This is a genomic window from Collinsella sp. AF23-4AC, assembly GCF_003462685.1.
Classification (GTDB): domain Bacteria; phylum Actinomycetota; class Coriobacteriia; order Coriobacteriales; family Coriobacteriaceae; genus Collinsella.
Window position 1 is genome coordinate 273,559 of sequence record NZ_QRVE01000001.1, and the last position, 20,011, is coordinate 293,569.

General features: G+C 57.9%; 14 protein-coding genes. 7 read left to right on the plus strand and 7 right to left on the minus strand.

The genetic code is table 11. The annotated features are described in order from the left end of the window. Nucleotides 1-7 precede the first annotated feature (7 nt). From DWY05_RS01250 to DWY05_RS01275, 6 genes are all read right to left on the minus strand, one after another. Nucleotides 8-3,796, minus strand: a complete 3,789-nt coding sequence (locus DWY05_RS01250; RefSeq protein WP_158558676.1) for a DUF4430 domain-containing protein — start codon at nucleotides 3,794-3,796, stop codon at nucleotides 8-10. A 431-nt stretch (nucleotides 3,797-4,227) separates the two neighbouring features. After that, the gene (locus DWY05_RS01255; RefSeq protein ID WP_117639742.1) at nucleotides 4,228-5,991 is read right to left on the minus strand and encodes an AarF/ABC1/UbiB kinase family protein; all 1,764 of its coding nucleotides are present in this window, start codon (nucleotides 5,989-5,991) and stop codon (nucleotides 4,228-4,230) included. Nucleotides 5,992-5,999: 8 nt separating this feature from the next. Continuing rightward, on the minus strand, nucleotides 6,000-6,416 hold the full coding sequence (locus tag DWY05_RS01260) for a hypothetical protein (RefSeq protein ID WP_055250902.1): 417 nt from the start codon (nucleotides 6,414-6,416) through the stop codon (nucleotides 6,000-6,002). A gap of 99 nt (nucleotides 6,417-6,515) precedes the next feature. Then, a complete protein-coding gene (locus tag DWY05_RS01265; RefSeq protein ID WP_117820465.1) occupies nucleotides 6,516-8,039 on the minus strand; it encodes a C69 family dipeptidase in 1,524 nt (507 codons plus the stop codon). Nucleotides 8,040-8,394: 355 nt separating this feature from the next. After that, a complete protein-coding gene (locus tag DWY05_RS01270; RefSeq protein WP_117820464.1) occupies nucleotides 8,395-9,249 on the minus strand; it encodes a bifunctional 5,10-methylenetetrahydrofolate dehydrogenase/5,10-methenyltetrahydrofolate cyclohydrolase in 855 nt (284 codons plus the stop codon). A 2-nt stretch (nucleotides 9,250-9,251) separates the two neighbouring features. After that, entirely contained in the window at nucleotides 9,252-9,884 is a 633-nt protein-coding gene (locus DWY05_RS01275; protein WP_158558675.1) for a cyclodeaminase/cyclohydrolase family protein, read from the minus strand. A 449-nt stretch (nucleotides 9,885-10,333) separates the two neighbouring features. Between DWY05_RS01275 and DWY05_RS01280 the strand changes: the two genes are divergently transcribed. Both DWY05_RS01280 and DWY05_RS01285 read left to right on the plus strand, forming a co-directional pair. Continuing rightward, a complete protein-coding gene (locus tag DWY05_RS01280) occupies nucleotides 10,334-10,927 on the plus strand; it encodes a hypothetical protein (protein ID WP_117820462.1) in 594 nt (197 codons plus the stop codon). Between the two features lie 305 nt (nucleotides 10,928-11,232). Then, entirely contained in the window at nucleotides 11,233-13,716 is a 2,484-nt protein-coding gene (locus DWY05_RS01285; RefSeq protein WP_117820461.1) for a phosphatidylinositol-specific phospholipase C, read from the plus strand. Between the two features lie 94 nt (nucleotides 13,717-13,810). Here the strand turns inward: DWY05_RS01285 and DWY05_RS01290 are convergent, their stop codons facing one another. Beyond that, nucleotides 13,811-14,095 carry a hypothetical protein gene (locus tag DWY05_RS01290; protein ID WP_117820460.1) on the minus strand — a complete coding sequence of 95 codons (285 nt, stop codon included), beginning with the start codon at nucleotides 14,093-14,095 and terminating at the stop codon, nucleotides 13,811-13,813. Between the two features lie 231 nt (nucleotides 14,096-14,326). On the opposite strand from DWY05_RS01290, the gene DWY05_RS10230 reads away from it, so the two are divergent. From DWY05_RS10230 to DWY05_RS01315, 5 genes are all read left to right on the plus strand, one after another. Continuing rightward, nucleotides 14,327-14,497, plus strand: coding sequence for a type II toxin-antitoxin system HicA family toxin (locus DWY05_RS10230; RefSeq protein WP_084591772.1), 171 nt, complete (start codon nucleotides 14,327-14,329; stop codon nucleotides 14,495-14,497). Nucleotides 14,498-14,542: 45 nt separating this feature from the next. Then, entirely contained in the window at nucleotides 14,543-14,995 is a 453-nt protein-coding gene (locus DWY05_RS01300) for a helix-turn-helix domain-containing protein (RefSeq protein ID WP_117797826.1), read from the plus strand. A gap of 142 nt (nucleotides 14,996-15,137) precedes the next feature. Beyond that, complete coding sequence (locus DWY05_RS01305; RefSeq protein WP_117820459.1) at nucleotides 15,138-15,926, plus strand: ADP-ribosylglycohydrolase family protein; 789 nt, start codon at nucleotides 15,138-15,140, stop codon at nucleotides 15,924-15,926. Between the two features lie 32 nt (nucleotides 15,927-15,958). Then, entirely contained in the window at nucleotides 15,959-16,180 is a 222-nt protein-coding gene (locus DWY05_RS01310) for a hypothetical protein (RefSeq protein WP_117797824.1), read from the plus strand. 740 nt (nucleotides 16,181-16,920) lie between these two features. After that, on the plus strand, nucleotides 16,921-20,010 hold the full coding sequence (locus tag DWY05_RS01315) for a type I restriction endonuclease subunit R (RefSeq protein ID WP_117820458.1): 3,090 nt from the start codon (nucleotides 16,921-16,923) through the stop codon (nucleotides 20,008-20,010). Nucleotide 20,011: the final 1 nt, after the last annotated feature.

A 20,011-nucleotide genomic window follows, 5' to 3' on the forward strand; every position in this document is an offset into this window, starting at 1 on the left:
CCCTCACCTACCGACGTTTGGTGAACACGAACACGCCGACGATGGCGAGACCGATGACGCCGGCGGCGATGCCAACGATGGCGAGCGGGTTGGTGCCAGTCTCCTGCTCGGAAGCACTAGAGGACTTCTTAGCAGTGGTCGTGGAAGCAGCACCCGTATCGGACTTGGAATCGGACTTCTTGTCGGACTTGCTGTCCTTCTTGTCAGACTTCTTCTCGTCCTTCTTATCGGACTTATCGGAGTCCTTCTTGTCGGACTTGTTGTCCTTGGTCTCGGTCTTGGTCGACACCGTCGTCTTGGTCACCGGCTTCTGACCCGGGGCGATAGCGCCGCCGGCCTGCTGGCCCTTCGTGCCGGAGCCGGAACCCGTGCCAGTGCCAGTGCCAGCGCCAGCGCCGGAACCGTTGCCAGCGCCACCGTTGCCACCATTAGTGCCAGAACCGCCATTGCCGCCAGGGTTAACGGCATTCTTGGTCCACTTGGCATACAGCGTCAGATCGGCCGTCACCGGCGTACTGAAGTCATACGCCTGCGTGCAAGCCTCATCGGTGAACCAACCGCCGAAAGTGTAGCCATCGCGCGTCGGATCGGCCGGCTTGACCAGCTTGCCGTCGGCCGTAGCCACAAACTTAGTGTCGCAAGCAGACCCGCCGTTGGAATTAAAGGCAACCGTCCAAGACTCAACAGCCCCGAGCTTGAACAGCGTGCCCGAATCATTGATGTAGTAGAGGTTGCCAGAAGCATCGGCAATGACCGGAGAGTCACAGTATTGGTAATGGCCGGCCGCATCATAAATCTGCGTCGCCTCTGCGTCGCCGAGCGTATAGCGATACACGCCACCACCAGCAGAGTAGTTGACGTAATCCTTGCTATCCGCGCTGTTCACGGTGAAGTACACGTAGGTCTTGCCGCCCTGAACACTCACCAGCGGAGTAGCAGCAATACCGTTGAGGCCAGCCGGCAGCGCCTTGCCGTCGGCAGCAGCGACCATCGTGGTCTTGCCCGTCTTCAGGTTATAGAGAACCAGAGCAGAGCCCGTAGCCGTCTGTCCGCCGACAATCAGATTGTCACCAGACACCGCAGGGGCGCTCAGATTATTCGTAAGGCCCAGATCAACCGTCTTCTGTTCGCTCAGCACGCCCTTCGCCGAAAGCGAAATCACATGGAGCTTTCCGTCGTGCGTCATCTGATAGAAGGTCGAACCATTGGACGGATCGGCAATGCAATCGGCATTTGCGACAGCGCCGAGCTTCATGGTCGAAACGACATCGCCCGTCGTCTTATCAATGCACTTAAGCGTGCCCGCGCTCGTAGGAACAATGGTGTACTTATCCGTCAGCGCAGCGCCAGTCCAATAATAGCCCTCGGAAGGGTCAATGTTCTGCCAAGAGACTTCGCCCGTGGCAATCTTGATACGCTTCAGGGAGCCGTTGCCGTAGGTCGCGTTGTAGTTCTCGTCATACGAAATATCGACCGTACCAACATAGACGTACTCGCCGTCCGAAACCACGGTGCAGGAGCTCTGCGTCAAGTCCGTCAAACCAGGCGTCAGCCACTTGCAGATCAGCTTGTCCGCAGTAATCGCCTGGACCGCACCGCCGTTGAGCGGAACGATGATAAGGCCGTTGGTATAGATCGGACGAGAGGTATAGCTCACCTTGGAGGCAAGCGGCGCAGAGGCAACCTTTTTGCCCGTGGACGAATCGATCTTAATGAGCTCGTTCTCGGTCGCGATGTACACAAAACCGTTAGCAATGACAGGCTCGCTGCAGTTGGCATACTGCTGGCCAGACTCGGCCTTCCAATCGAAGGCCCACTTAAGACCGGCGGCCTGCGCAGGCGTCTTGGCATCCGTTACGGTCGAACCGTTGCCACTGTTGCCGTAGCCGGCCCACTCGGCATCCCAATCAGGAGTCGTCGCACTCGGGTCCACGACAATCTTGTCGGGATCGGGCATGGCCGAATCGTCGGTGGTATAGGCAAGCGTAACCTTATCGCCGCTCTTGAGCGTGACCTGGTTGGCGCAGAGAGATGAGGGCTCTCCGTTGATAAACAGACGCCAATATTTCTTGGTCGCACCATCCCAGCCATACGGCTTGTGATCGAACGGCGAAGTAATGGAATTCAGGAACCAATATGCACCGCTCTGGGAGGCGTTGTACTTAACGCCCTTCGCCTTCAGAACCGTCTCAATAAGGTCCTGGGCCGTAGAGCCTTCGGGCAGGGAAACATTGCTTGCCGAGCCCCAGCGAGTATTGTTGCCGTTGACATCGGGACCGATAACATCGACGGACCCAAGAACCTGACCGGGGAGGGCATCGGCGTCAGCACCATACATAAAGGTGACGGCGTCACCCTCCTGGAGCTTGTAGGCACCGGCGCCAACGTCGGCGAACTTTCCATTTACGTAGAAGCGCCAATAGCTATTGGTCGCAGCATCCCATCCATAGGACTTACCATCGAACGGTGAAGTAATGCCGTTGAGGAACCAGCCCCAAGACGATTCGCTAGCATCGAGAGTAAGGCCGGTCTGCTCAAGGAGATCCTTGGCAGTAGAGCCCGCCTTGAGACTCGTCTGGCCCGTCGAGGCCCAAACCTGCTGCTTGCCGTCCTTGTCCTTACCGAGGACCTGAACGGAAGCATGGACGGAATCGGACGGCAACTGGTCGCCCCAGCCACCGTAGAACCACGTAACGGTATCGCCAGCATGAATGGTGACATTGTCTGCCGTGTAGTCGCTCGACTTGCCGTTGATGAACAGCTGCCAACAGGTCGAATAATCGAACGGCGTACCCAGCTCAACGCCGTTGTACTTAAGGCTCAGAATGAAGGCGCCCGCAGCAACGGCGTCGATGCCATTCGCCTCGAGCGCGACCTTCGTAAGGTCAAGTGCGCTCGAGCCGGACGTCACCACATACTGCGCGTTATCGACCCAAGTCTGAGTCTTGCCCTGGGCATCGCGACCAATGACGGTCACATTCGCAGCAAGTTGGTCCTTAACGACAGGGGACGAGCTACCAGCCGTATAGGCAAACTCAATCTTCTGCCCCTGGGTGAGCTTGACGCTGCTCGCGCCAACCGAGGAAGACGCACCATCAACAAAGAGCTGCCAGAAGGCACCAGTTGTCGCGTCGTAGGCAAGCGTGCGGCTATCTGTCGGGGACGTGATGCTCTTGAGGTAGAGCCCATATGCTGTGTTTGCATCGTAGTCTGCCTTGAAGCCCGTCTTCTCCTGCAGCTTAATGAAGGCATCCGCAGCCGTCGCGCCCTCGTCGAGCTTGAGCTGCGTAGGTGCCACCCAGGTCTGAGCCTTGCCGTCGGCATCGGTGCCGATAATCGAGAACGAGACCTCGACTTGCTTCTTGGCGACATCGCCGGTTTCTGTCGGGCTCTCCGTCTGGACGGCAGCCGCGGCGGCGGATCCTGCGTGGCCATCGGATACCGTCGAAGACTGCTCGCTCGCGGCAGGGTTCTCCCCCGTCGCCGAGCCTTCGTCGCCAGCTGCCGCCCCTGTTGTGGCGGCACTAGCTGCGGGCGTGCTCCCAGAATCTGAAACCTCGGCGCCGCTCTGCTCGGCGGCACCGCCCGCAAGCGCTGCACCCTCGTCCGGCGTCGCAGCCTGAGCCACAGCCTCGGCAATGCCCTCGGCGCCCTCGGCCCACAGCTGAGCCGGCGTGGTGCCAAAGGCCATCGCGAAGGCCAGGAATGCCACCAGGCCGCGCTTAGCTACACCGCGTGCAATCGCGCCACGGCGATGCAACGAGGCGCGCTCGCGCTCGTCCTCAAACATATCCATTTGTCCCCCATTGTCTGTACTTGGAGCGTTACCTTGAGGCTGCCCCACGTCATCGCGCATGTTGCGCTCGAGTTCCCCCATCGGGGTCCCCCTTCCCTCCAGAGCCCTATGCACACCGGCGGCATACGCCGCAGCCGCATACAAGATGGGAGGCGATCCGACTTAACCTTAACGGCTCAGGCGCGCCGTCCGATCTGCGACACGAACATCCCGAGCCAAGAGGAATTACGGTTACTGGTACAGCCGGGGACTTGCACCCCAATTCTCCCAAACGCGCAGGAAAACCGCGCATTCGTGCGTCTCCGCACCACCATCTAGGCCATCGATTATTACCGTCAGTATGGTATCACGCAAAAGGGCCTCGCACGCAGGCGAAGCCCAAGGTAAAAGCTATTGTTTGCGATAGGAAAATGCGGTGACGGTCGCGGCCTCTAGTGCTTGCCGCCGTGACTGTTGAGCCAGATATTGCGGCCCAGCATAAGCGCCAGCACCAGTGCGCTGACGTAGCCCATAAAGCCAATGACCGGGATACCAAACACAACCGGCTCGATGCGCGCGTAGTACACCACCGACGAACCGATAAACAGGCCAGCAATCACAATTGCCATCGACATGCGGTCGATAATTCCGCCCAGCTGTCGCAGCGCCTTATCGCTGCTCATGATCTGCGTGTTCACCTTAAGCTGGCCGCGCGTGAGCATACGCGAAGCCAAGCCCAGATACTCGGCCGCCTCGAGTGAGCCCTTCGCCGCGCGATAACTGCTCGCGGCAAGATCGCGTCCCATATCACGCACGCGCGCATAAGTGCTTTTTTCGTTTTTGATGTGCGTCTGGATGATCTGGATCATGTTGACGTTGGGCATATACTCAGTCAGCAGGCCCTCGAGCGTCACCATGCCGCGGGCGAACATCGTTACCACGCTCGGCAGCTCAACGTCGTTTTTGCGCGCCAGGTTTAACAGCGAGGTCAAAAACTCGCCGATATCCAGATCCTTCAGGTCAAGGCCTGCAAAGTCAGCCACGATAAAGTCCAAATCGGACAAAAAGGCCGAATGATCGAGCTCAGCCGAGTCGCCACGCGTCACGGCGAAGCGCATGAGCGAATCCTTGAGCTTGGGCACGTCGCCCTCGGCCACGGCGAAAATCATGTCCTTAACGATACCGCGATCGTGACTCGACATGCGTCCGACCATGCCCAAGTCGATAAAGTAAACGATGCCGTCCTTGAGAATAATGTTTCCCGCATGCGGGTCGGCATGGAAAAAGCCGTCATCGAGCACCTGCGTCGAGTAGTCCTCGACGATTGCGGCACCGATCTTTTCCAAGTCATAGCCCTCGGCCACCAAGCGTTCAGGATCGGCGATCGAAATGCCGTCGACGTAGTCCATAACCACCACGTGCTCGGTGCACAGGTCCAGATAGGATTTAGGGCACGTCACGCCATGAACGCTCTTATGGAACTCGTAGAAGTCGTTGAGGTTTTTGGCCTCGGCCAAAAAGTTGGTCTCCTCGCGAAACGAGGTCCACAACTCCTCGACTACGCCGTGCAGGTCAACGAATTGATCGGTGTTGACGAACTTGGAAACGATACGCACCACCGAGCGGATGATATCGATGTCCTGTGCCATAACCTGCTGCGCACCGGGGCGCTGCACCTTGACGGCCACGTCCTCGCCCGTCACCAGACGAGCGCGGTGCACCTGCGCGAGCGATGCGCTACCAAGCGGATTGGGGTCGATCGCATCGAACATCTCCCCCAGGCGCAGGCCGTATTCTTCTTCCAGACAACTGAGTACGACCTCGTACGGCACCGGCTCCACGTCGGACCGCAGACGACGCAGCTCGTCGCAAAAGCGTTGCGGCAGAATCTCGGACCGGTTGGCCAGAATCTGCCCCATCTTGACGAACATGGGGCCGAGTTCCTCGAGCAGGCGGCGCAAACGAACCGGCGTGAGGTTGTCCCACACGCGGTACTTTTTGACCAGGCGAACAATCTGCCCGATGCGTTCGCGACGACCCGCCGGCGTGAGCTGGTATTCCTCGTCCGGCGCCATCGCGTCGGGCTCCTCTGGCACCATATCGACAGCGCGCGGCTTCTTGCGAGCGCCCGAGACGGCGGCATCGACCTCATCGACAACCGCCGCCTCGTCACCCAAGGGATCTAGATTGTTGTAATCGGTGGTGGAATCTGCCATCTGCGCTGCTACTCGGCCTCTTCGGTATCCTTCGCATCGTCGGGCTCAACGGACTCGACGGGCACCGAGGTCACGTTGTCCTCGACCGAATCGACGATGTCGCGCACATGGGCCAGGAAGGCCGTGCGCTCGGGAGCGGTCATGACGCGGACGCGAGCCAGGATGAGCTCGTCGAGCACGCGCTGGGCCGCGGTCTCGCCCTGCATACCCAGACGCTCGGTCAGGTCGGAGATGGTGCCACCCGCCTGCTCGAACATGTCGGACACACTGCGGGCGATATCGGGGGCGCCTGCGTCCTTGCGCACCTGCTCGCCCTTGGTATTAAGGTCGTCGAGAACCTTCTTGCTGCCCTCGACGGCAACGGCGGCGGCGCCGAAGCCCACGTTGATGGCGCCGTTAACAAGCTGATCGAGTTTCATAACCATGGTTGTCTCCAATCACAAACAACTGCATTGGCGTTCTTGTACCCAAGATTGAGTGAAAGCGACAAAGCGTTTTAGCGCTATTCGATCGACGGGAAATCCCTACCTCACGTTGTCGTTCATCGCGAAAGAGTTCTTCATGGCGCAGCTCGTGGTGTAGAGCACCTTGCCCAGTAGAGCATCGGTCTCCACGCGAACACGCTCGGCAAAGGCCTCATTGGCGCGTGCAAGCTCGGCAGGTACCTCGGCCTCGGGCAGAGCGGCTACGGCAGCATCGACGTCATGGATCTGCTTGTGGCCCATGCCGCCGACCTTCTCCTGGTAGTCCTCCACGGCGCGACCGCACTCATGGAAACGGACGTCGGCCAGGGCGCCGATCAGGCGGTTGGCCCAGTAGAAGTTTTCGGACGTTACGCGAGCCTGCGTGTCGGCATAGTACTCGGGCATGGTCTCGACGTTGGCGTACAGCGGAACCAGCGCGTTAAACGAGTTGGAGCCAAAGGCCATCCACTGCACGGCGCGGTAGGCCGGCTGCGCATAGGGACGCAGCTGCAGTACGGCGAGTTGGCTGTTGCGGTTGATCCCGATGGGACGATAGGCGCCGCGTGTGGCGGGCGTACCCTTGCTGCCGTAGCAGTCGTACTCCGTGCCCTGGTAGTGGCTCGAAAGCACGTACTTGATGTCCTCGATGGTCACCTTGCGCTCGGGCACGCGGCTCCAGGGGATATCGTCGCTCTCGGGCGTGTAGTCGGCCTCGGGACCATCCCACACGTCGCTGGGGTTGAGGCAGCGCTGCATGTACCAGGCGCGCGGCGTGTTGTAGACATGGTCGCTGTCGCTGTGCGAGCCAAAGGCGTCGCGCGGGTTAAAGACCACAGCCGGGCCGTCGCCCTCGACGCCCAGCGTCAGGTCCAGATGCCACTCAGCCATCCAGGCGCGCAGGTCGGCAGAGCACATGTGGTCGGTCTGGGCGCCCTCGGCGTCATCCAGGTCAAAGCTGTCGATACCCAGCTGGTTGGGCATGGTCACATAGGCGTCATCGGGCACGCGCTTGGCGATCCAGTGGTGGCCGCCGATGGTCTCGAGCCACCAGATCTCGTCCACGTCGCTAAAGGCGATGCCGTTGTTCTCATAGGTGCCGTAGCGCTCGAGCAGGTCGCCCAGGATACGCACGCCATCGCGGGCGGACTTGGCATACGGCAGCACCAGGGTCACCATGTCCTCCTCGCCCAGACCGCCGGGCTGCGCCGGAACATAGCCGTCCTCGCCCTCGTTGCCCTTGGCGGGCACGTAGTCGACGAGCGGGTCGGCGCCGCGGACGCGCTCGTTGGTGGTGAGCGTCTCGGTTGCGGACATGCCCACATTGAGCTCGTTGAAACCGGCCTCGGCCCAGATGCCGTGGCCCGGAACAACATCGGGGACGCTCGTGTAACGCATGGGGTTATCGGGCAGTTCAACGGTCAGGTGACTCAGGACGCTCGTGTAGACGCGCGGCTGCTCGCCGGGATGCACCACGCGCATACGCTTGGGCTCAAACACCCCGTTGGACGAATCCTCGTTGCGGGCAACCAACGTCGACCCGTCGTAGCTCGCGTTCTTACCAACCAAAATCGTTGTGCACGGCATGCGCATCCTCCTTGAGCGAAGAAATCAAACGATAACAGTGTATCGCTTCAGCGCAGAAAGGGCGAAACCGCGGCGCTGGCAACCCCCGTGGTCAAAAAATGCCAAATATGAGTACTGTCACCAATTTAGTAACAGCAATTTTGCTACGCATGGATGTCAAAAATCTACATTTGTTCAAAAATTAGATGATGTAATTCCTCATAGGTCCAATAAAATAGGCTCTCTATCGATAATAAATATCGTTAGAGAGCCTATTTGACCTAAAATATATGTGACTATCTTGGCAACAGTACTCATATTTGGCATTTTTTGTCCACGGGGTATAGAACTAACCCCCTCAAACAGCCCAAAACGCCTATTTCGATGCGCGCTCGGCCGCCTCGATCACGTGTTTGGCGAGGATCGCCGTCGTCACAGCGCCCACACCGCCCGGCACGGGCGTGATGGCGTTAACGACCGGCTCCGCAGCATCAGAATCGACGTCACCCACCAGCTTGCCAGCGGCCTCGTCCCAATTAATGCCAACATCGATGATCGTCTGGCCCTCGCGAACCGCATCCGCGCCAATCGTGCGCGCGCGTCCAACGGCCGCAACCACAATATCAGCCGCACGACACTCGGCAGCAAGGTCGCGCGTATGCGTATGACACGTCGTCACGGTCGCATTGCGCGCCGTAAGCATGGCGGCAACAGGACGCCCGATCACCAGCGACCGACCAACGACCGCGACCTTGGCCCCATCCAGATCAACGCCGTAATGGTCCAGCAACGCCAGCACGGCCTCGGCCGTACAGGGGGCAAAACCCTCGCCACGCCCCGAAAGCGTGGTGAGCAGCGAGGCCGGCGTCATGGAGTCAACGTCCTTGGCAGGATCGAGCGCCGCGGCGGCTGCGTTCTCGTCAAGGCCGGCGGGCAGCGGGCGGAACATCAGACAGCCATGGACAGCTGGGTCGGCGTTAATGTCCTCGATGGCCGCCAACAGCTCGTCCTGCGAAACATCGGCAGAAAGCAAAACGCGACGAGCCTCAATCCCCACTTTTTCGCAGCGCTTGAGCGCACCGCGCTCGTAGGATAGGTCGTCCTCGCGTTCACCTACACGCACGATAGCCAACGTCGGAACAACGCCCCGCTCGCGCAGGGCTGCGCAGCGAGCAGCAAGTTCCTCAGTCAACGCGCGGGCGACGGGAGCACCCTTCAGCAGCTCAGCCATGGCTATCCTCTCTTCCTTGCGGCGTCGGCGGCGCGGCGCGCCAGCGCATCGGCGCGCGGCAGCCACGTATCCAGCAGCTCATCGCACGCTGCCTCGAGCTCCTCGGCGCGTGCACGATCCTTCATAGACGTGGTGTTCGCAAAGAGCGTCAAGCTCGCGCCCTGCATAGCGGCACGGCAGAACACAGCGCCGCACGCCACATCGGACAGCAGCTGACGCGAACCCTTGTCGGCCATGTCCTCGAGCAGCGCCAGTGCACGCCCGCAGGCATCCATAATGCGATACGGCGGCATAGCGGCCACATGCAGCGCATCCTGAATCGCGGCCACACGCGTCGGGTCCTCGCGCGGAATACCGTATGCCGCAGACACCTGGCCGTACGCACGAACATCCTCGGCGACCAGACCCACAAGTTCCTGCGCCAACTCATCCGCCTGGGCAAATGCGCGTGTCAGATCGTCTGCACGATCAGCAAGCGCGGGATTGGTCGCACCGTAGCGGGCAACCATTCCGCACAGCGAGGCGCCCAGCGCGCCCACAAAGGCGCTCGCGCTGCCACCGCCGGGAACCGGCTCGCGCGCGGCAAGCGCCTCGGCAAACCCGCGGCAGGTCTTGTCCATCATCTCTTGGCTCATACGCATGCACCTTCAAGTCATATACATCGGTCGGGTGGAAACCGCCGACCGACCGCATCGGTCACATAATGGTGCTAAGTCTAGCCCATAAGTACATAAGCGTCAGCGCACCTGGCCATCGCGGATTTCTATGACGAACGATAGGCGTCGGCGCCGCAAACATGGGAAACATGGCTCGCCTTTCGGGACTTTCGGACGTCACAAACTGGGGCATATCTATAAGTAAGGAGCCCATTGGGGCAACGCCCGCGTACACGCGCCCCTTTAAAACAACGGGCACCTCACCCCGGCAGCATCGGCCCTCCCCTCTTTTGGACCCCGCATATTGCCACTTAACGGCGCAATTCCGGCCCTCAGAATGGGACACATGGCCCACCCTAGCGAGCCGTCCACACGTACAGTAAAGACAGGTAATCCATGGGCGGTTACAGATCGAGGAGGACACGACCATGAAAAAGAAGGCCTTTGCGATTCTCACCCTCTGTATGAGTCTCTTTGCCGCAGTTGCCCTGGTGGGCTGCGGTGGCAGCGGCGGCGCTACCGGAAGCGGCGGTGGCGGCGGAGCAGAAAAACCAGCCGTGGATATGAGGACCGACTTCATTTGGTTTAAGGTCGAGGTCCCCGAGGGCGTCGAGATCACCGACGTCGCAGGCGACACTGCCGACAGGGCCCAGTTTAAGTTCACCGAGAGCGAGCACGCCAGCGACCACTTCATCCCCGTCTTCGATCCTGACAAGAACGCCGATGAGCTGTTCGACTACGAGGCAAAGTGGAAGGCCAGCTCTGGATGGACCGAGAGCGATCCCGTTAAGTACAACGGCAAGACCTGGCGCAGCGCCTACTTTACGCACTCGGGCGGCGTGACGACCGAGTACTTCACCGACGTTGACGGCGGCAGCGTGTACGTGCGCATCGACAACGTCGAGGAACACAAGGACGCCGTCGAGACCATGATGAAGTCTCTGGAGTTTGCCGACGACATCGCCGAAGCCAAGACCGAAGCCATGGACGTCAAGCTCGACGATATCGAGATCAAGCGCTAAACGACTGGCGAGCGCAGCGGGAAACACGGGCACAGTGCAAACAAGCGACGATACCCCAGCGCTTCGCACCAAGGGAGGATCGGCTCGCCGGCCCTCCCTTTCTTATGCCGATAGCCGGCGAACGCGAGGGTGCCGGACGCCGGAACCGCCCCAAATGTGGCAACAGTACGAAAACGACAAACACCTCAACACGTCCGCCCACCGATTTATTGCGCCGCGCAGACAATTAAACCAGCATCTTTAAACATCTGGGCAGTATAGTGACCAAAACTATCGCATAACCGCACGCTGCGAATGGAGGAGTTATGACCGAACACCATGCCATCAGCCGCCGAGCATTTACGCTGGGCCTTGGACTTGCAGCATTGTCGCCGCTGACAAGCCTGCCCGAAACCGTCACGCTGGGCATTAGCCCGCGGACAGCCTTTGCGGACGGCACGGCCGAGCCAGCGGCCAACCTCAACAATTTCGTCATTCGCCTTCGCCCCGCGGGCTATTTTCGCACCGCGAGCGTCAACGAAGACGGAAACGTCATCGGCAACGTCTGCCACCTGTTTAATGACGGCACGTCCAGCAAGCTCATCCTTGAGCACGTAGGGACCGATGCGGACGGCACAAACTGGTATGCCATCCGCACCCTGCTCAATTTCGAAGAGCACAAGAAGACGGGCTACAGCATTTGGTCGGTCGATGGCGACTCGGACAAAGATGGAAAGGTCATCCACGTATGGAGTGGCGAGTACGACCATAAGGACAGCCGCGCCTATACGTTCGACCGCCAGTTCGACGGAACTTATATTATTCGAGACCGCATATACACGAAAAACGGTATTAACTACCTGGCCATAGAATCGAAAGGCAAAGACCAAGACAACAACAAGATTTGCCAAAAGAAATATTCCATTCCGTGGGAGCTCGAGCTTGTCGGCTACAGCATGGACAAGACCAATGCCACAGTTAGCAGCATCGACTGGACCACGTATAGCAGCTACGTCGACGGACCATGTTGGATGAGCCACGTCGAAGGCAACAAGTACCTCGACGAGCTGAGCATCCCGGGCACGCACGATTCGGGAACTTGCAGCGTGGACAACGACACCGAACCCCAATCCTCGCAAGCAAAGTGCCAGCAGGACTACATCCCCACGCAGTTGCTCGAAGGCATTCGCTATTTTGATATCCGACTCGGAAAAGGCAACGACCCCGGCATCGACCATGGAAGTTGCTACCTGCTCAAAAAAGACGGGTACTTCATGCATCTCTCCGATGTCGTTGGCTACTTCAAAAAGTTTTTGAACGAAAATCCGTCAGAAGCGCTCATCATGCTTGTATCCCGAGGCAACAACGAGGCTACTGACGAGAGCCTTACGACGGCTTTCGCCAAGGTTTTGGACGACAACCCCAAACTGTTCTATACGTCGAGCCGCGTTCCCACACTGAACGAGGTGTGCGGAAAGATCGTCCTGCTGCGCCGATTTGGACTTGCCGGCGACAGCGTAAGCGGCCACACGTGGGGCCTCGACCTAACCGAATGGGACAACAAAATCGCAGCACACCCCAGCAGCTCCTCTATGTGTCTCGTCCAAAACGCGCAAGGCTTTGAAGCCGCAGGGGAAACAGGCGACAAAAAAGCCTATTGCACCAAGGTATATGCCCAGGACCATTACGAATGCACCGGAACCGACAAGATCAGCTGGGTCGATATGGCCCTGCAGGAGACGGCTAAGCTCACCCGCAACGAGGTAGATGTCGAGGACGATAACGGGGCCAAGGAGCAAGTCCTGGAGCGCTGCTGGTCTATCAACTACACCAGCTGCACGAATCACAAGCAAGGAAGCAACCCATTTACCGCAGCACGAGTAGTCAACGAGCATCTGTACAAGAGCCCGTACATCAATCCCAGCGGCACCGAGGATACAAAGTCAGATTACCTCAAGCACATTGGCATCATCGCATCCGACTTTGTTGATGCGGCGTTGGCCCGGAGCATCTACCAGCGCAATTACAATTACGATACGAAGCACACGCAGTCGGCTTCGTGCTGCCTCCCGACCCGCATGCGCATGACGTACGGCGACTCGCTGAGCGATGCCTCGCTCCAGGATGGCAAGACCGTTGGCGAGGGCCATTTCCGTCTCGTCGACAGCAGCAACGTACTCAACGTGGCGGCTTCGGGCCATGCGTTTGCCATCGAATATGTGGATGTCGACGCCTTGGGCAACGAGACCGTTACGGAGCTGCGGGGTCATGTGCCCATCGATATCGATCCGCGCGCGTTGACGCCCCATTTTGAGGGGCTCGAAGGCCTTAAGGCCGGCGAAGACGTGCGCGCCAAGATTGCGGCATCACTCGAGGGCAAGCTCGAAACCGATGCCTGCACGGCCCAGCTCGAGTTTGTGCGCGACGCGAACGGCGCTCCGGGCACGGCAATGGCCGAGGGCGAATCATTTGCCGCAGGGACGTACTGGGTGCGCGCGAAAGGCCTTTTGGGCGACGCGGCGCAGAACTACACGCTTGCCACCGACGGAGCCGCAAGCTTTACCGTAGCGGCCTCGGGCAGTGCAGGCGGCACCGGCACCGGCACCGACGGTGGCACGGGTTCCAACGCAGGCAGCACTGATAAGAACGGTAAGGGCAACAAGGGCAAGAACTCGGGCGGAAAACTCGCCGACACGGGCGACGGCTCCGGCATTGCCGCCGGGCTCGCCGCTGCCGCCGTGGCGACGACGGTCGCAGGTGCAGCAATGCTTGCCAGTGACCGCGAAGACAGCGAAGACGCTAGCGAATAAGCAAGCCGGCCTTTTAGACACATCGACTCAATCGGGGGCGCAGAACACCGTTCTGTGCCCCCGATTTTTACCTTGGCCCGAACGCCGCTATCGGCTACATCACCATGTTCAGCGCGTTCACAAATTCCTGAGCCTTCGCACGGCTACTCAGGCTAAAGACGCAAGCGGTCAACAATCGATTGCGCAGAAAAACGTCGCAGCCCTTGATCCTGTTGATCCCCGTGATGTCCTTAAGATAGACAATCTCGGTGTGCTTGCCGCCGAAAGTGCCCTTCTTGAGCACCTCAATACGGTTGGGGTAGACCTTAACGTCTTTAAACCTACCCGAACCCTTGTCCTGAAACAGCAAGGTGTTGTTGTCTATGCGCGTCAAATCCATAGGGCTCGTTAAAACTATCTCTATGGCCACATTTTAGTCACCGCAAACCCTTTTCGCGGTCGTGCGCAGAGCACCAAAATCGTGTCCGCACGAGCAAATAGACTAATACAACAAGGAATATAAGCCGTTATCCAAGGATTGCGACGTAAAACAAAGGATTAGCAATGGCTAAGATTTAAGTCAGAAAAACCCTTAGGAAGTGCTAATATATAGTTATTGAAAGAGGCTGAGATGCAGAGACGCGAATTGATCCGTATCCTCGAAGAAGCCGGCTTCATCTCGAAAGGAGGCACTAATCACGAGAAGTTCGTCAAAGGAGATAAACTCGTGCTCGTGAAACGCCACCGAGAGATTGAGGATCAAATTGCCAAAAGAATCCTAAGGCAGGCAGGGCTTCGATAGCTCATCCTCATCACATTTCGCATCGCTTTTTAGAGGAGATCTTGCATGGTTTACGTATGGGAATTTGAGTTCTTTGATTCGGACGGTATGGTCGATGCCGTGCCATGTGGCTCGCTGGGCGGAGGAGGAACGTTTGGCTCCGATCTAAACGACGCTGTCGAAAGCGCCGCTGATTTTCTCGCATGTATGGTCGACGATCACCTTATGGGTGGCGTCGATCTTCCCGCGCCAGACTTCGGACATGAGCCGCGACACGGCGGCAAGATTATCGCCGTAGCCGTCAGCCGCGAACTCGCCGACATCCCCGCCGTCACCGCAGCGGATGCCGCGCGCATGCTCGGTGTTAGCTCAGCACGGGTATCGCAACTGATAAATGCTGGGCTGTTGGATTCTTGGAAGGACGGCACCAAGCGCATGGTGTCCAAAGCTTCCATCGAGGCACGACTCGCCGACGCACCAAAGGCAGGGCGCCCGAAAGAGGTCCCTATTGCCGTATAAAGCAATAGCGTTGCGGGTTTTTCATTTGTTAGATTAGCTGACAAGCTCTTCCAATTCGGGACTCACTGCGTCCCGAATTGGGATGGACATATTGCCGCAGGTAGCCGCGCATCCTCAATCCAAAGTACGAGAGGTGTTTCCCATGACAGACAGACCGAAAACAACGCTGCGCGACTGCATCTATGGACTTGCCGTCGGCGACGCGTTGGGCGTTCCCTACGAGTTCAGGCCTCGTGGCACGTTCGAATGCACCGACATGATCGGCTACGGCACGCACGGGCAGCCCGCCGGCACCTGGAGCGATGACACGTCCATGACGCTTGCTACCTGCGACTCGATTAGAGAGCTTGGGCACATCGACACCGCAGACATGCGAGACAAGTTCGTAAGCTGGATTGCCCGTGGCGAGTATACAATCGACGGCGTTTTCGATTACGGCGGCACGACCGCCCGCGCCTTGCACACCGGCAAAGGAGGCTCCGGCGAACGCGACAACGGTAACGGTTCGCTCATGCGCATCGCGCCCCTGGCGTTTGTCGACGCGACTGACGACGAGATCTGCGAGGTCTCCGCGATAACGCACGCTCACAGAACATCGACCGACGCATGCGTCATATTTGTCGAGCTGATGAGGGACGTGATGAACGGTGCACTTCCCTCATGGGTGCTCCAGCTGAAAGACGTGCCCGAGCGTGGAATCAGGTCAGGTGGCTTCGTGCGCGACACGCTTAAAGCCGCCACCTGGTGCTTTGTGAACACCAACAGTTACGAAGAGTGCGTCCTTGCCGCCGTCAACCTGGGCGACGACACCGACACCACCGCAGCCGTCGCCGGCGCCCTCGCCGGCACGGCATACGGTATCGACGCAATTCCACAGGAATGGATCGATACTCTACGAGGGAAGGATCTGATTGAGAGCTGCCTGTTTTAGGGCACCATACAAGAAATAAGGCTGGAGGCACCATGGAGAGGAAGATCGCGAATATAGATGAGTTCCAAATGGACGAAAACGAGACCCCGATACTCCCAACGGAACTGAGGGAGGAAGAAAACCTTTACGTCCTCCCCGACGGGCGTTACCTCCCCTGCGGGGTCTACAGGACCGCGGACGGCGGTTCGCTCATTTATGAGCCATCCGAGCTCAGCTTCTTCGGGCAGATGCTTGCTCAATTCAAAGAGTGCTAGAGGTTTGATTGCCCGTTAGATCGACGCTGCTCCAAACTATGGGATGGGTAGGACGTCTCCCACGGCATTGCCCAGACCTCTACTCGATCTGGCGAGAATATAAGCAGTAACGGATAGCGAAGGGAGCCATGAAAAGGGCCGGTTGCAGCCGGCCCTTTAGACGATAATACCTGCGTTGCCCGCGCTTCCGAAGTGTGACTAGCTGAGGAGCGGGTTCCGCGGCACATCCTGATTTTACCGAGCGAGACGGCTCTTTTGCAGCCGCTCCACCGTTTATTTACATCCACCACCACAAGCGGATACCGCGCGAACGAGAGCAAAGAAACAACGCCGGCGCGGCCAACAGAACAGACAATCCATGCGACCAAAGAAATAGAAAAGCGCCCGCGGCCTCGGTTCTTCACCCAGGTCTAGGCGCTTTTCTTGGCACCATCGCACCACATCCGCCATCGCCTCCGGCCCGACACTCATTAAAATGCAAGCGGGAAACGACCTCAAGATCACCAACAACAGCTTCAAGCAAGCGCTTGGGCAACTGTCGCAACACGAGCGCCCATAAAAAGGGGCCAGTTTAATAAGTAAGAGAGCCTTGCCACCAATTGTCATTCGGGCACGATCAGCCAATAGGTCAAATGGCAACTAACGGGTGTCAGATATACCAATATACGCAAGATTAACTGCTAGAATGCAATGGTGGACAGGCTCACCAGCGTCGAAGAAGCATAAGGTAAGGAGTGCGCATGATTGCTGTCGACTACAGCTCCTCAACGTCATTTAATGAGGATGCTTTCGAACAAGGCATCATTGACCACTTGCAAACGAGCCTGGGGTACGAGCACCTCTATGGACCCGATGTCGCTCGTTCCTCCGACGCGTTTGACGACGCCTTCCTACCTGACGTCATTGGACCCGCTCTTGAGAGCATTAACCCCACGCTCAATCGGCGGGCGATTGATGCCTCAATTACCAAACTAAAGGAAATCGAGGGCAGCGACCTCATCGCCAAGAACAGCATCTTTATGGACATGCTCCAGAACGGTGTGGAGACAAGCTGGTTTGACGGCAAAGAAGAGCATACGGACATCGTGCGCTTGGTCGATTACGACAATCCCGAAAAGAACTGCTTCCACGTTGTTAACCAGTGGACCTACATCGAGTGTGGCACCAACAAACGTCCAGATGTCATCGTATTCGTCAACGGGCTTCCGCTTGTACTCTTTGAATTGAAATCGCCCGCTCGAGCCGACGCCGACAGCGAAGATGCCTACCAACAGATTCAAAACTACAAACGACAAATTCCATCGCTTTTCGTGTACAACGCCTTCTGCGTCACCAGTGACATGCTTCACACCAAGGTTGGCATGATCACCGCCAACGAGTCGCGTTTCGTTGAGTGGAAGAGCGTCGATGGAAGCTACGAGGCAACCCAGTACGCCGATTGGAAGACGCCCCTGGACGGTATGTTCCCCAAGGAGCGGCTCATCGACATCCTGAAGAACTTCATCCTGTTCTCCGAGGACGCGAAAATTCTCGCGGGGTACCATCAGTACTTCGCGGTGAACAAAGCGCTCGAGAGCGTGCATGAGGCCATCGGCGGCGACGGCAAGGGCGGCGTCTTCTGGCACACGCAGGGCTCGGGCAAGTCGCTTTCGATGGTTTTCCTTGCCCATCTGCTCGAAGAGAAACTCGACAGCCCCACCATCGTGGTGATTACCGACCGCAACGACCTCGACTCGCAGCTGTTCGCGCAGTTCTCCAAATGCTCAGACTTCCTGCGCCAGATGCCCGTTCAGGCGCAGAGCCGCGCCGATCTTGCGCAGCAGATCTCGAGCCGCCGTGCCAACGGCATCATTTTCACCACAATGCAGAAGTTCGAGGAGGAGGACATCGCCCTCTCCAAGCGCAAGAACGTCGTTGTGATGGTGGATGAAGCGCACCGTGGGCAGTACGGGTTCGAAGAGAAATACGACCGTGACGGTAAGAAGCACACGGGCACCGCGCTGCTCATCCGCCGCGCCCTTCCGAATGCCACCTTCATCGGCTTTACCGGTACCCCTATTTCTGCCGAAGATCGATCGACTCGCGAGGTTTTCGGCGATTATATTGACGTCTACGACATGACTCAGGCAGTAGAGGACAACGCAACTCGACCCGTGTTCTACGAGAGCCGCGTCGTCGCACTCAAGCTGGATCAGGGCATCCTTGCAAAAGTTGACGATGAGTACGAAAAGCTCACCGAGCAGGCTAATGCCGAAACCATTGACGCAAGCAAGCGTAACTTTGCAAATCTAGACGCCGTTCTAGGTGCACCAGAAGTCATTGATGCCCTGTGTCAGGACATCGTAGAGCACTATGAGACCAACCGTGCGCACGAGCTCACCGGCAAGGCGATGATCGTCGCATATTCGCGCCCCGCCGCCATGGCTATATATCAACGTATATGCAAACTGCGACCCTCTTGGAAGGACGAAGGCAAGCTCGGCGTTGTCATGACCATGGGCAATCAGGACCCCGAGTGGTGGTTCGACGTCGTAGGCAATAAGGCCCATGTGAAGGAGATGGCAAAGCGCTTTAAGGATGATGCTGACCCGCTCAAAATCGTAATCGTCGTAGACATGTGGCTCACCGGTTTTGACGTGCCGAGCCTTGCCACCATGTATGTGTATAAACCCATGCGCGGGTATAACCTGATGCAGGCAATCGCACGCGTAAACCGAGTGTATAAAGACAAGGTTGGCGGACTGGTTGTTGACTACGTAGGCATAGCTAACGCCCTTAAACGCGCCATGAAGGACTACACCAAGCGCGACCAAAAGAAATACGGCGACATGGATATCGGGAAAACCGCCTATCCTAAGTTCTTGGAAAAACTGGCGGTCTGTCGCGACAAAATGTTTGGTTACGATTATTCGGAATTCATGAGCACCGAGTCCGCCGCACGTCGAAGCGAACTCATAACGGGTGGAGTAAATCATATCCTTGCACCCGGCGACGAAGATACCACCCGCGACTTTGTTGAGCAGGCAGGAATCATGCTCAAAGCCTATGGACTCGCCAAAAGTCGCGCAACAGACATGCAGCGCATCGAGGCTGGCTATTTCCAGGTTGTTCGAGAGCTCATCCTTCAGCTCACCGAGCAGGGCGGCACCCGCAGCAAAAACGGAGGCAAACTTACCCTTAAGCAGGTAAATGACCGCATCAATGCACTACTCGAACAGAACATCGTCCATACCGACGGCGTAATAGACCTGTTTAAGGTGGAAGATGAAACGGTTTCGATTTTTGATCCCAAGTTTCTGTCGAGCCTCTCGCGTATGAAAGAGAGGAACTTGGCTTACGAGTTGTTGAAAAAACTCATCGACGACCAGATCAAGGGCTACCGCAAGAAGAGCGTGACGCAGGCAAAGAAGTACTCAGAACTCATGCAAAGCATGGTAAATAGCTATCTGAATGGACAGCTCACAAACGCTGAGGTATTCGAAGAAATGCTCAAGATGGCGAAAGAGATGCTTTCCGAAAACCAAAAGGCAAAGGAGCTTGGGCTTAGCGAAGAGGAGTTTGCGTTTTACGAGGCGCTAACACAACCGCAAGCAGTCGCTGATTATTATCGCGAAAGAAATGACGAGCTAGTCGCCATCACGCAAGAGCTCGCTGCGAAGATGCGCGAAATGCGCACGGTCGATTGGCAGAAGAAACAAAGCGCACGCGCTGCTATGCGTGTTGCAATTAAGCGTCTGCTCAAACATCATAAGTATCCGCCAGAGGGCATGGAGTCGGCACTGGCCACCGTGATGGATCAGTGCGAACTCTGGGCCGACAATGCAGCATAGG